A 13696-nucleotide genomic window follows, 5' to 3' on the forward strand; every position below is an offset into this window, starting at 1 on the left:
GTCAACACTGCAAAGAGAGGTGAATCAAATTGAACATTGCTCTGGCTACCGGTGACCATGACTTGAACAGAGCAATAAAGGAGAGGGTAAAAAATTATGGGTCAATCATAGAATTCAGCTGCAAAGAGGAAATTGGGGTATCTGCAGATATTGAGTGCTTCATACTCTCTTCCTCCCTGGCAGGGGAAATTTCCTGTGAAAAGCTGCTGGAATCAATTATTTCTAAAAACAAAAGGGTTATCTTAATTGCTGCTGTTGAAGAGAAGGACCTGGTCGAATTTGCGTTGACTCTTGGCATCTATGACATCGTATTTCAACCCGCCAGGGTTGAGCTTATCATAAAACTGCTTTTTGAACCGGCAGGATTGGATTATGTGTCTGAGTTTGTATTGAATAAAAAAATGCCGGAAATAAATCACTATGTAATGCCCAAATATGTAATTAAAGAGCAGTCTGCCCGGGCTAAAATATCAGCCTGGTGGAGTGCCCAGGGCAGGGCAGGGAAAACGTCTTTGGCGGTAATGCAGGCAGTTTGGCTTGCGAGGACGTATCCCGAAAAAGTTGCATTGCTTGACTTTAAGGAAGTTACGCCTCATGTGCATAAATTTCTCAAGCTTGAAACAACCGCAGGCATCGAATGCCTTTATGAGGCCTTTGAGCAGAATTCTTTGACTGCTGTTAAAGTTCTGGAGCATATGCAAAAGAAATATGGAGTCTATTTCCTGACTGGTGTGGGTTTAAAAAGCTTTTATAAATTTACTGAAAAGTATTTTGGCAAGGTACTTGAACTGTTGAAAACGGAATTTGATTATATTGTAGTTGATTTAAATGATGGACTTTTCTTTTCGTCTACTGCTGCTGCGCTGCAGCTGGCAGAAGAAATCAATGTGGTTTTACTGCCTCATATGTATTTACTGGAAGATACCAGAGACATGGTTAATTTTTTAAAGGATAAATGGGATATAGAGGACAGATGTATCCGGTTTGTACTAAATAAAACCGGTTCAGGCAGCTTAGAAGCGGAAACGGTGGAAAGGGTGTTCAGGAAATCTGTAATGTGTGTTATTGAGCATAAAGAAATTGCAAAAATTGCTTATGGTGGTCAGCCATATATCTCGGGCATTGCTTCTGTGTTTGGCAGCCAGAAATCAAAAGGTGAAGAAACATTATTCAAGAGAAGCTGGCTGGGGAGGGTTGTTAATGCTGGTAAATCCGTATAACATTGGTCTGATAAATCCGACAAAGCAAATAAGCCAGGTCAAGCAGCCTTTTGAAAAAATGACCGATGAAATTATAGAAGAACTGCTGCTAAAAAAACTGGATTTAATCTCCGGCGTACAGCAGGGTAAGTTTACCATATCTTCTGTAAAAACAGAAATAAGGGGACTGGTTGCTGAAAAGAATTTACGTCCGGAAAACCTTGATGAGTTTGTGGAGTCGGTTGTTAATAACCTGTTTGGCTATGACCTACTGCAGCCTTATATAGAAGATCCTGATGTTAGCGATATTCTTGGCAATAACCATAATACATTTTATATTAAGAAATTCGGAGTAAAGATACGTATACCAGTTGATTTTGGCAGTGAACAAAACTATCTTAAGTTTCTTTACAAGGTGGCTGCAATTTGTGGAGACAAGATTGACGAAAACATGAATGCTGAAGCTGTGTTTTCAGACAAAAAAAGGAATATGCGCATCGTAATATCACTTAAGCCTGTTAGTGCCAAGGCCCCTACTATAGCTATCCGAAAGCACACCCGTACTTACTCCCTGTGTGAACTGGCTGAAATGGGTATGCTGGACAGGGAGCAAAAGGACTTGCTGCATGAGGCAGTGCTTAAAAGAAAAAATATTATTATTGCAGGGAAGGGAGGTTCGGGAAAAAGCACGCTGCTTGGCGCATTAATTGCTCTGGTGCCTTACACTGAAAGGGGGTTACTCATTCAGGAGACTTTTGAAATCGAACCGGAACATCCCGATGTTGTCTGTAAGCTTGTCAGACTTTCGGATAACCCTTTTGTAAAGGACTACACCCTTTTTGACCTCACTAAGATAGGTCTGCTGATGAGTATGGACAGAATATTTATCGGAGAGTTGAAAGACCGGGAGGCCTTTGACTTTTTCAATGCGGTTTTTACAGGACATGAGGGAAGTATGGCCACTGTCCACGCTCCTTCAGCCGGGCAGGTGATAGAAAGGTTATTACAGCTTATGGCCAGAGCCAACACAAATGTTGCTTATGAAGAACTGAAAAAAATGCTGGCCGAGACCCTGGATATTGTTGTGTTTATGAAGGACTTTAAGATAAAAGAAGTTTTTAACCTTAAACAACAACGGAAAGGAAACGGGGAGGTATGCTAGAGGCGACGGGTATTATTTCGTTTGCACTGATTTTTTTTGTTGCCTACCAGTTTTCTCTTGAACTGGAACATAAGGAACGGTTAAAAGCAGTGCTTAGGAATAATTTTTTGGGCACGAAAGCCTTATACGATAGGCTTGCAGGTGAATACCTGAGGGAAAACAAGTTTTATATCAGTGTGTTAAAGTACCTGAACAGTATAATATTACGTTCAGGCATACGAAAGTATTTGCCCTGGTTAAACGCTGTGTGGCTTATGGTTTTTCTGCTTTTGGCTTTTCTGGTTGCTGCCTTGATCTTAAAAAACTTTGGTTCTATTGCTGCCGGCGCTTATGGCCTGACTTTTGCCCTGGCCCTGCTGGCCGTATTGTTTCTGATGGCAGCTATTAACAAACAGGCAGTACGAAAGATGTACCTGACTTTTTTAAATGTTTACACAGGGTTTATTAACGTTGAGAAGAATGAAATCAACGCTTTGGAGCAAACTGCACGGTATATGGAGGAACCTTTACGGTCAGTCATCAGGAGGTGGTGTTTCAGGTATAAAATCTCCAATTTGAGTATTGATGATTTTTTGGATGGGATTTTATCCGAGATTAGCGACAGGGAATTTAGAAAGTTTATTAAGTTTACCAGGATGAACCTGAAGTATGGGGGTGATTACCGGAAAGCTTTGGAGAAAATGAAAGAGCAGGGGGAGAGACTGGCAAGTATATACGCTTTGAAAAGTTCGGGTGCTGTTGTTGGAACAGGAGCCATCCTGTTTATGATTGTACTGGACTTGCTGCTGCTGTTTTCCCTGACAGGGGAACCGGAGACTATGCTATATCTGAAAAACTCCCTGAAAGGCCAGATGATGCTCGCTGCAAACGCAGGGGCTATTTTATTTTCCCTCTGGGTTATTTTCAACATTAACAGGGAATAGGGGGGATCTGAATAGGTGTATTGCTGATTTTACCGGTTTCTGTTTTGATTACTGTTGCCTTAATTCTTGTGGTAGAAGAAATACGCATTTACCGGCTGGCCAGAAGGTTAGGGATTAAAGGGTTTTTGGGACATGTTGATTCTTATATACGCACCCGGCCCAAACTGAATGTAAATGCCATTGAGCAAAAGATTAAAAAAGCCGGGACCCCTTTTAACATGACACCTGCTGCTTATTATATGGCGAAGGTGCTCCTGCCGGTATGTTTTACCTTCTATGCATTTTTTACCGGGCAGGGGCTTTATGTCCTGGTTTTGTTGATGGCGGCAGGTTTTTTTCTGCCGGACGCGCTGCTTTTTTCCAAAATACGAGACCGGAGAGAAATGTTCAGAAAAGAATTTCCCGAAACGCTCGATATAATCGAACTGGGAATAACAGCCGATGTGCCTCTGGAAGATATTTTTCTCCTGGCTGCTGACGCAGCGGAAGGGGCTGAGCTTAAAAAAGAGCTGCTAATGTTGTCAGCCAGGTATTTTGTTACAAAGAATAAGGAAGAGTGTTTGCAGCATTTTACTGAAAGCGTGGACATACCTGAAGCAAAAATATTGTCCATGGCCCTGCTGCAGGGTGAGAAAACAGGCAGGACCAGGGAAATCCTTTCTTCTGTCTCTTCCGGTATGTTTAATGCAGTTCAGGCAAAAGCAGGAAGGGGTGAGAAAAGCGTTGAGTACAAGATTTTATTTGCTGTTGTGGCCTTAATGGCAAGTTCTGTCATGCTTTATATGCAAGTTTATTTTTCAAACTTAGAAAGTGGGTTAAAAATATTATTTTAGTAACGAGGGAGGAAATAAAATGCTAAAGAAAGTCCGTGAGATTTTGAAAAGCAGAAAAGGAGCCAATGAGGTGATTGCCTTTGTAATACTGTTAATTTTTATTTTGCTGGCGGTGGCACCTAAGGTAAAGGGGATTGGGTCAACTACCGGGGCCGGTGTTGACAAATTAAACAACGATCTAAAAGCTGAACTGGGCGTAACTCCCTGATGAAAGGAGTAAGGGGCAGGAAGCTTGGGCTTTCTGCCCCGGTAAAAATGCTTAAGAGGTTTGCCAGTAAGGGTTCTACAGAGATTATAGCTTTTATGCTAGTGCTGCCGTTTTTGCTGCTGCCAATCCTGAATACGGTTAAAATGCTTGAAACACTTACTAAATATGAAGCTATCCGTCAGCTTGGCAGGATGTATGTTATCAGAATGGAGACAGAGGGCGGACTAACGCCGGCGGCATTGTATGAACTGAATTTGAAACTGCAGGAGAAGGGGCTGGAACCCGAAAAAGTCCATCTGGACTATACTCCATATCCGGTGCCGTATGGTGAGGAGGTAAAGATAAAGATCAGCTATGACTACAAGGCAACCAGCTACACCATAGGGCTGGGGGGAATTACGAAGAATGAGGAAAATTACACCATGGTTTACGGACCTTTATCATCAGTCAGCAAGAAATATGAGTAGCAACAGGGGCTCGGCCACGCTGATCCTGGGGCTGTTATTTTTTTTTATTTGCTTTAGTTTTTCGCTGTTTGTGGTTGAAAGTAAGTTTCTAAGGTTAAAAAAGGATCTGGCTGACGATGCGGTGGTGGCGGCAGGGCTGGCTGCTTTAAAAAGCGCTTTGTCTGAGAATATTGCTTACGGGGAATATGAGCTTGACAGGCAGTTGGCGGAAGAAACTTTTATACGGCACCTGGCAAATAATTTGAAGCTTGACGGTAACCTGAACGGACTGCCGGGCAGTATCGTAGCCGGTCAGCTTGTTATTGAAAGCCTGGTTGTATATAACCCGGAGGATATTGCTCCAGGGCTCACTTGCCCTAGTGGTACACCGGTAACGGAAACAACCATACACGTTGATTTGAACTTTAGAGTTAGAAGGCCGGTCTTAACCGGTCTTTTTGGTGAGTATATTACTGTCAGAATTCACAGGGATGTGGGAAATGATTATCGGTTGGAAGAGGTGGAAATGTGAACAGGAAGCGTCTGAAAATAATTGCCTTTTGTACATTGCTTGCGTTGGGGCTGAGTTTTCTTCAGTATAACTACTTTCGTTCCCTGGGAAAAAAAGAGCCTGAAACTGGGGTTCTGGTTGCCAAGGAGTTTATTCCTACCGGTGAGCCTGTAAACGGCAGGGTAGAGATTAAACATATTCCCGCATCGGCAAAAGTAAAAAGTATGGTTGAAAATATAGGAAAAGAGCAGGTATATGCCAGGACTGATATTTCCGAAGGATCCTATATCCTTAAGGATATGGTTTCTGTCGTTGAACTGCCGGTTATTAAGGATGACACGAGGCGGGTTATAATTGCTGCGGATATGGTTTCAGCTTTAGCAGGGAAAATTAAACCAGGGGATAAGGTGGATATAGGGTTTGTGCCATCCGGGAAAGATGTCGGCAGTGCGGAAATAAAGGCTTATGAAGTGCCGGTGCTGGAAGTGTTTAATGAGCAGGGAGAACCTTTAAACGCTGCTTCCGGCTCTAAAAACGAGTACCAGCCTGTTTCAAGGATACCGGCAGCAGTTGCGCTGGCAGTAACCGGGGAACAGGGGCTAATGCTTAAAGAGCTTGAGACCAGAGGCAAGCTCTTTTTGTTGGGGTATTAAGAGCCAGTAGAGTATTTGGAAATATTGTTTTGTAATAGTTCTTCTGCTTTTTCTTTTGTGGAGCATACATAGCCTTTCGGTCGGCTTTGATTTTACTGCCCCTCCGGCCTTCGGCAAGGGTATAGGGCCGTGAACATATCCTCCTGGGTGAAATGAAAGTAATATGCAGTCCGGTATCCTTCCCGGCCCCTGCCATGCAGCCCTTGCCTCAGCCCTGTGGAGCAGGATGCAGCAATCAAGCCGAAAGGCAAATGTTTAAAAGGGAGGAGAAAAAAGTGTTTCCAAGCAAAATTGGGATGGAAGTTGTTAAGTTGGAGCAGATGAGAGATGCGGAAATTGAGAGGGTTAAATCTTTGTACAGGGAAAAACTCCGGGGACTGCAAAGCATATGTCCGCATGCTTACGATAATGGCGTTTCAGCAGTAAAAGAAGTAAGACATGGGTTTAATTTGTATGAGTCCAGGTGTGATATTTGTGGGAAAAGATTAGGCTGATGGTATGGTAACAGGTGTTGCCGTATTATTTTTGCTTGGTTAAAATAAATCTTGTAAGTAAAGGTTAATCCTTCCAGCTCCCCTTTCGTGCAGCCGTGTGGCGGTGCGGTCCATTGGCAGTGCGGTGTCAGTGGATTTTGCACGAAAGGGGGTGGTGTTATGGGCTGTTTTTGGTCTTTTGTACTTAATGTCTTAAGCCAAATCATTGCCGCGTTAGTGGCAGATTTGGTAAGGATTAAAGGCAAAAGTAAAGAAGAAAGACGGCTCCGCAACAGCCGCCTTTCTTCCAAAATCCAGAAACACCATTAACACTTTGGGGCTGCACCGCCCTACTTACAGTTATATTATACCACATCGAGTAGTTTTTGTTACATTGTTTATTCAAATATTCCGGGGAGGTTGTACAAATGAAGAAAGTTTTAACTGTTGTGTTGCTCATTGCTTTATTAGTATCGGTTACCCCAGTCTGGGCTAAGGCTGAAAAGGTATCAAAAACTACAAAGGATAGTGAATGGTTTGTCGGCCAGATTGAAACCTTAGAGGAAGCTAAAAAAATAGCTAATGAGCGCATGGGAAAGTTAACTGTTCCTCATTGGATTCAAAAATACGATGAGATAGGAAATGGTTATGTAGAGGAAACTACTAGGGAAGTTGAAAATGTTGTTTTTATTCTTAAAGGACAAAATAAATACTTAGTTGAAGATGTGGGGGCATGGACTCTGTTCACCGACAGTCCTTACTTTGAAAGTGAAATTAAAGCAAAATTATTTGACGTGGCTTTTGACATGGTGCTTTCATATCCCGAAATAGAACTAGTATCTATTAATGACACTCCCTGGCAGGAGACGGAGTACAAGGATTACTTTGTCAGCGAGGTCAAGAGGCTTATCAGGGAAGGGGCCGGTTCAGCGTTCAGTATGCTGAGGAACAAAGACCCTTATGCCTGGCAGGTGTTTTTAAACCCCAAATACAACGGCAGGGCTTATGAGATTTTCAACCCCAAAACAAGGGAAGAACAGGAATCTGCCGTAAAAATTTTAAGTGAGCTGGAAGTGCTTGACCCTTCATATTCTCTCCCTGACAAGCGACCAAGCGACGGAAATATTTCCGCTCAGGCGGTGCTGAAGCTCAACGACAACAAGGTTGTTATTGTTAAAAACGGGGCTACGGAGAAAGTTAACCGTCTGGCAGTGAGGCTCCAGGCCCCGAAAGGCGTCACTATGGTACCGCTGCGGGGCGTTTTGGATGAACTGGGCGCTGATCTAAGCTATGATGGTAGAAATAAACAGGTGATAATTAAACAGGGTAATTCAGAAATTGTTTTGAAAGAAAACAGCAGGACAGCTAAAATCAACGGCCAGGCAAAGGAGATAGTTGCTTCCATGCAGATTCAAAACGGCAGGGCCATGATACCCTTAAGGCTGGTTTCAGATGCTTTGGGATATACTACTGTCTTTAATAGCATGACTGGTGAAATTACGGTTACTAAGTAATAAAATAAAAATTAATCCCTGGAGCTTATAGATGGCTTACGGGTGTTTTGTTATACTTGATATTAGGGTGGTGGTGCAAACATGGAAAAGGTTTTGATGCAAATATTAGATGAAATAAAAGGTGTAAAAGGTGAAGTTTGCAGTTTAAGAAGTGACGTTAACGACCTCAAGGTACGTATGGGCCGCTTGGAGAACCGTATCGACGGCATGGAGACGCGCATGGGCCATGTGGAGTCACGTTTGGACGGTATAGAGTCACGCATGGACCATATGGAGTCCGGTCTTGGTGTATTAAATAAAACTACAGTACGTATTGAGCAGAAGCTGGACATGGTATACCAACAAACCGGCATGTTAACCGAATTCAAGACTGAAACGGAACAAAAGTTTAAAACTCATGATATGGAAATTCAGCTCTTAAAGAAAGCTGTATCACATTAAATTTAATTGGGCCTTAAGGCCCTTTTTATTTTGGCTTTAGGGAGGGAAAAAGTTGAGGGCAAAAAAAATAACTGCCTGGGTATTACTGCTGGCTGTATTAGTTTTATTTTTACCCCATAGTACTAATAAAGCTGATGCAGCGACCTGGGTGCCGGACCCGAAAGACCTGGGCACGCTGGAACAGAGAAAAACACCGGTTACGGTAACTTCAGTGACTAATGAGGGTACAGGAAATAAAGTTTTCCATGATTACTGGCAGATGAAAGTATATGATATTTCAGGAAATTACTTGGGTTCCGGCGAGACCATAGGCGTTGCCAATTCGGGCGGCGACCCCAAAGGTGGCGTATATAACTATGTGCCCAGGTCAAAACTGGCCGAATGGGTGGAGCTTCTCAATGGCAATTATTCGCATGTTAACAATAACTTCAGTAATTTTTCAAGCACGTTAAGCGCAAACGGTAAATCTTCAACAAGGATGTGGATACAAAAGTTTGACAGGCTAAACGGGGCCTATACAGAAAACTTTGATGTGACAACTAAAACTGCCAGGTTAACTGTAACTCCGTATCCTACGGCTAAAATAACCTATGACAAGTCTACCCGGGCAGGTGAAACTGAGACATTTTCTTTAACAGCGCAGGGCTATGCGGCATATAACAGGGGCTTAAGCAAATGGGCCTTTTATGTTGACGGAAAAAGAATTTCTTATGGTGATAAAGTAGCAAGTCTTTCAGGTAAAACAGTCACATATACTTTTGCTATTGCCGGAACGTACACAGTAAAGTTAGAGGTTACGGACAACGTAGGCAGGACGACAACAGAACAAATTACCGTTAAAGTTGACCCGGCGGCGGCACCTCCCGCCCCAAAACCGCCTTCCAGCGGGCTGGTGGCTGATTTTGAAATGCCTTTCAGTGCTTTAGTGAATACGAACGTGCAAATTAAAAATACTTCATATACCACCGGCAGCAACTGGATAACTTATGCCGAATGGACAGTCAGCCCCAAGAGTTATACTGGCAGCCTGACAATGCCTGGTGGAACATTAAAATTCACTCAGCAAGGCACATACGATGTCACTCTAAAGGTTTGGGACAACACAAATAACAGCGATTCAGTAACTAAAAGCATTGTAATTTCCGAAGAACTAGTTGAACCACCACCACCGCCGCCTCCGGTAGAGCCTGAGCCGGAAAATATACCGCCTACAGCCAGGATTTCAGGCCCTACTAAAGCTAAACAGGGGGAAACAGTTATTTTAGAAAACCAAAGCTATGACTTGGACGGGGAAATTGTCTATAACGAGTGGTCAATAAGTCCCAGCACCGGGGTAGATACCAATTTTACTGATGAAGAAGCCAAGCTGACTTTCAACCAAGAAGGTACTTATACTGTCTACCTGGACGTAGAGGATGATAAGGGCGACGGGGATACAGACAGCCATACGATAACCGTAACCAACCAGCCGCCAGTGGCCCGGATTGGCATAGTAGAGGAAGCTACTCAGGGTGAAGATGTTAACATTAAAAGCCTTTCTTATGACCCGGACGGGGAAATTGTTTCAACCGAATGGAGCGTTACACCAGAAGGCATGGTAGGTACACTGCAGGGTGAGGAAAATACAGTTTACTTCGATACCCCAGGGGATTATACTATATCTCTTAAAGTTACAGACGAGTTTGGAAAAACCAGTACGGCATCTAAAACAATTAAAATTAAACCAGATATTCCGACTGCATTTTTTGAATGGAGAGGTACACCCAAAGAGAATAGAAAATTAATCTTGGACGCAGGGAAAAGTGTGGGCAGCACACGTTATCCAATTGACTTTTCCAAGACAAAATGGGAGTACATACCTTTGGAGGGACAGAACCCTGACAATATCAAGGTTAGGACTTCTTTAGACTTAAAAATCAGGGAAGTAATGTTTAAGGAGCCTGGCCGGTATAAAGTAAGGCTTGCAGTTACAAACACAGCAGGCAACACTTCGACCTGGTTTGAAGAAGAAATAACCATTATGCCCGATGAACCGCCGGTGGCCGATTTTATGCTGCTCAAGACAGTCCTCCGGGATGCGGCAGATGGAAGAACTGCGACAATAGAACCGCAGGATATTTCCTATAGCCCCGATGGAGATATTATTTCTAAACGTATCTGGAAATACAGGTACGATAGTGACAATGACGGTGATTTCAATGATGAAACATGGGTTACTTTGGATAATGGCAATAACCCTCTGCCCAGGCTTACTTCAGCGGACGTGGGAAAATATCAGTTTGAGTTATATATCGAGGAAAGCTTCGGGCAAGAAACCCTGGAGGAATTTATAGAACCGGCAGATGTAAAAAAAGCCGATACATCCTTAAAGATAGCTGCAGATAAAATTATTGAAGTTATAAACATACAGCCCGTTGTTGGCTTTGAAGTAAGCCCGAAAAAGAAAGTTAATATTGTTTTCAGTATAGGCCAATATAACAATATAGCAAGTTTAGATTCATTTATTAATTCAATTTTAAAGCCACAATTATTGGCAAACAACATAGCCCTACAAATAACTAAAGATGGGCCATATAACTACCCTGTTCGCTATCAAAACCTTATCTCATATTCTTCTTCTTTTGCTGGTAATTATGGTGGTCCCGGAGGTGGGAACTATGCTGACGGGGGGTATTTGGTCAGCGATAGGTCATATTATTTTGCAAAAAACAGGTATATTGATATAGGGTATAATTTAAAAAAATCGGACTTTATTTCTCTTAGGTTTCAAGCGGTTACGGGTGGAGGTGTTACTTCATTAGAAGATATTTATTTCTATGTTAGCAACAATGGGAGTAATTGGGTATATGTAGGTTCTGCAAAAGGTAATAACAACAGTTCACCTGCTGTTTTGACTGTAAATAGTTCTTCTTTACCCGATAATATACGTTTTTTCCGTAGTTCAAACCCAAGATGTAACGATTACCTAATAGTTGATATTAATAAATCTACATCACAACTCAACACCACAATAACTAATACCTCTTTTAAGTCAACAGAAACAAATTTTATAATAAACATTGATACACAAACACTTAATTTTTTAAGTGATACGCAAGCAAAATCCGATGTGATTACTAGTTTAATTAAAAATGAAGTTAATTTTATTGGTATAGGCTCTGCATCTAATGCCTCTCAATATCAGCAGTTGGTTGATTCAAACCTAAATAACGGCTTGGTTATAACTGACGCTGAATTAGGGGTTGCCATTCAGCAACTAACCGATTATGTATTAACTGTCGTAAATAACAAAACCACTAACATTCAGTACGCCTTGCTAAACGAAGAAATAGATTATAAAACTTACTATGAAGATCCAGAAAATGACCCTGAATACGCAAGGCGCTGGAAGTATGCACATGACCCGGCTTACTTTGAAAATAGCTTAGGGTTGGCCAGCTATCACGAATTATGGGTATCGGATAAAGTAACAACTTTTGATCGCGTAGGAAAGTTTGACGTAATTTTTCAAGCCAAGGACAATCCGAAAAAAGACAACCGTTTCGATAACTACCGCCTGTGGAGCTATATGCCCTTAGACCATCTCACTATTTACGTCCACAGAAAGCCGGTTGCCTTATTTAGTTTTACTTTGACTAAAATCAATCCGTCTACCTATGGCATTACATTTATTGATAAAGCATATGACTTGGATCACCAGTCCCTGCCGAGCAAAGGCATTACAGAAAGGGAATGGAAGTGGAGGGAACACGGTGAAACAATCTGGCATACTGGTCAACCATTTACCCTATCTGCCGGTAAAACTTATTATGTGATGTATAGGGTAAAAGACATGGAAGAACAATGGTCAGACCCCAATGTAAAAGTTTTAACTACATCAGGTAATCTACCCCCGGTGGCCGAGTTTATAGTTTCACCCAGTACAGTACCGGTAAACAAAACTGTGACACACCAGGATTTGTCTTATGACCCAAACGGTGACCCAATAGTGGAACGGGCCTGGCGTTATCAAAGACCGAACGGCACTTGGGTAAACAGTGGCGGGACTTTCCCTGGCAATGTTTACACGATTATAGGTGAGTACAGGATTGAACTAAAGGTACGGGATAGTCAAGGGGCATGGTCTGAGCCATTTTATCAAACCGTAACGGTAATTCCCGAAAACCAGAAACCGGTGGCCCAGTTCTCTATAAGCCCGGACCCTGTCATTTCCGATGAGCCGTATACCCTACGTGAGAATTCCTGGGACCCGGAGGGAGACCCAATAGTTGCACGAGAATGGCAGTTCCAAAGGCCCGCTGACTCCGGCTGGGTTGACATTCCTTCCTGGAAAAGTACCTTCGACGAGATGGGGATTGATGAAGACGGAATATACAAATTCCGGCTCCGTGTGAAGGATGACCCTTCAGGCAGAAGCCCTGGTTTAACTCCCATGTGGAGTGACTGGACGGAGCAAACAGTTAGGGTTGAGGCTAAGCTGGTTGTTGACGGCGAAAGTGAAAAAAATACTTACGCTGCCGGCCAGGCCATGCTGTTGAACGCCCGGACAGAAGGAAAGGCATACAAGGTGGAAGCCGTAATGTGGTATTCAAAGAATGATTTTGTTTCCACCAACGTAACTAGTTTAAAACCCGATTCTGCATTAACCAATCCACTACAGGACACTATGACTTGGCATAGCAGGAGAACCAAAGCCGAGGGAAGAGATTTGGTTGTAATTATACCGCTTGGCACTCCGGAAGGTACTTATCAGGTAAGGTTTACTGCATATAAGAAAAGAGCGGACGGAAGTGACAAGACAAGCGTTGATATAGTTAACATCAATGTTAAGGGAAATGTCTATGACCATTCCAGGTCAGAAATATTAAGGTAGGAGGTAAAGTGTTATTATTGATAGAGCTACAATGCTGCCCGTTCTTGGCCTGCTTGGCTACCTGAGCTATGTTGATATAAAAAAGAGGGAAGTGCCCGATGCCGCGGTACTGGCCCTCTTTCTTTATTCTCTTTTTGTTTTACTGTTTAATGCTGATCGATGGGGTATGGTAATTGGGCACGCCCTGCTGTCTTTTAAAGTGTTTATAAGCTTTCTTTTATTGGCTTTTGTAACCCAGAGAGGTTTTGGGGGCGGGGACATTAAACTTATTTCCGCCCTGGCATTCTTTTTGGGAGATAATTTTTTCCTGCTGGCTGCTCCTGCAGCTATCCTGATGTTCTTTACCCTGGTATGGGCTTTTGGTACAGGAAAAGGTTTTCGTTATGAGATTCCTTTCGTCCCATATATATTTTTGAGTTATTTAACTGTTTGTGTCGTAAGGACTTACATGGGAGCCTAA

14 protein-coding genes are annotated in these 13696 nt (G+C 42.6%); all 14 read left to right on the plus strand.

Annotated elements, in window-relative coordinates; all coding sequences use genetic code 11:
• Window positions 1-29: 29 nt before the first annotated feature.
• Window positions 30-1220, plus strand: a complete 1191-nt coding sequence (locus tag EYS13_RS04415; protein ID WP_227766304.1) for a CpaE/TadZ family protein — start codon at window positions 30-32, stop codon at window positions 1218-1220.
• Window positions 1201-2361, plus strand: a complete 1161-nt coding sequence (locus tag EYS13_RS04420; protein ID WP_227766307.1) for an ATPase, T2SS/T4P/T4SS family — start codon at window positions 1201-1203, stop codon at window positions 2359-2361. The genes EYS13_RS04415 and EYS13_RS04420 overlap by 20 nt, the downstream gene beginning before the upstream one ends.
• Window positions 2355-3284 (plus strand): type II secretion system F family protein, encoded by a 930-nt coding sequence (locus EYS13_RS04425; RefSeq protein ID WP_227766309.1) that lies wholly within the window; start codon window positions 2355-2357, stop codon window positions 3282-3284. The genes EYS13_RS04420 and EYS13_RS04425 overlap by 7 nt, the downstream gene beginning before the upstream one ends.
• A 20-nt stretch (window positions 3285-3304) precedes the next feature.
• Complete coding sequence (locus tag EYS13_RS04430) at window positions 3305-4117, plus strand: type II secretion protein F (protein WP_227766311.1); 813 nt, start codon at window positions 3305-3307, stop codon at window positions 4115-4117.
• Window positions 4118-4136: 19 nt separating this feature from the next.
• Window positions 4137-4325, plus strand: coding sequence for a hypothetical protein (locus EYS13_RS04435; protein ID WP_227766313.1), 189 nt, complete (start codon window positions 4137-4139; stop codon window positions 4323-4325).
• On the plus strand, window positions 4325-4792 hold the full coding sequence (locus EYS13_RS04440; RefSeq protein ID WP_227766315.1) for a hypothetical protein: 468 nt from the start codon (window positions 4325-4327) through the stop codon (window positions 4790-4792). The genes EYS13_RS04435 and EYS13_RS04440 overlap by 1 nt, the downstream gene beginning before the upstream one ends.
• Complete coding sequence (locus EYS13_RS04445) at window positions 4731-5303, plus strand: hypothetical protein (protein ID WP_227766317.1); 573 nt, start codon at window positions 4731-4733, stop codon at window positions 5301-5303. The genes EYS13_RS04440 and EYS13_RS04445 overlap by 62 nt, the downstream gene beginning before the upstream one ends.
• Window positions 5300-5935, plus strand: coding sequence for an RcpC/CpaB family pilus assembly protein (locus EYS13_RS04450; RefSeq protein WP_227766319.1), 636 nt, complete (start codon window positions 5300-5302; stop codon window positions 5933-5935). Before EYS13_RS04445 ends, EYS13_RS04450 begins: the two co-directional genes overlap by 4 nt.
• Window positions 5936-6210: 275 nt before the next feature.
• The gene (locus EYS13_RS04455; protein ID WP_227766320.1) at window positions 6211-6429 is read left to right on the plus strand and encodes a hypothetical protein; all 219 of its coding nucleotides are present in this window, start codon (window positions 6211-6213) and stop codon (window positions 6427-6429) included.
• Window positions 6430-6588: 159 nt separating this feature from the next.
• Window positions 6589-6738 carry a hypothetical protein gene (locus EYS13_RS04460; RefSeq protein WP_227766322.1) on the plus strand — a complete coding sequence of 50 codons (150 nt, stop codon included), beginning with the start codon at window positions 6589-6591 and terminating at the stop codon, window positions 6736-6738.
• 98 nt (window positions 6739-6836) lie between these two features.
• Window positions 6837-7922, plus strand: a complete 1086-nt coding sequence (locus tag EYS13_RS04465) for a stalk domain-containing protein (RefSeq protein ID WP_227766324.1) — start codon at window positions 6837-6839, stop codon at window positions 7920-7922.
• Between the two features lie 81 nt (window positions 7923-8003).
• Window positions 8004-8363 carry a hypothetical protein gene (locus EYS13_RS04470; protein WP_227766326.1) on the plus strand — a complete coding sequence of 120 codons (360 nt, stop codon included), beginning with the start codon at window positions 8004-8006 and terminating at the stop codon, window positions 8361-8363.
• A gap of 52 nt (window positions 8364-8415) precedes the next feature.
• Window positions 8416-13236 carry a PKD domain-containing protein gene (locus tag EYS13_RS04475; RefSeq protein ID WP_227766328.1) on the plus strand — a complete coding sequence of 1607 codons (4821 nt, stop codon included), beginning with the start codon at window positions 8416-8418 and terminating at the stop codon, window positions 13234-13236.
• Window positions 13237-13267: 31 nt separating this feature from the next.
• Window positions 13268-13696 carry a prepilin peptidase gene (locus EYS13_RS04480; RefSeq protein ID WP_227766330.1) on the plus strand — a complete coding sequence of 143 codons (429 nt, stop codon included), beginning with the start codon at window positions 13268-13270 and terminating at the stop codon, window positions 13694-13696.

The organism is Zhaonella formicivorans, assembly GCF_004353525.1.
Taxonomy (GTDB): domain Bacteria; phylum Bacillota; class DUOV01; order DUOV01; family Zhaonellaceae; genus Zhaonella; species Zhaonella formicivorans.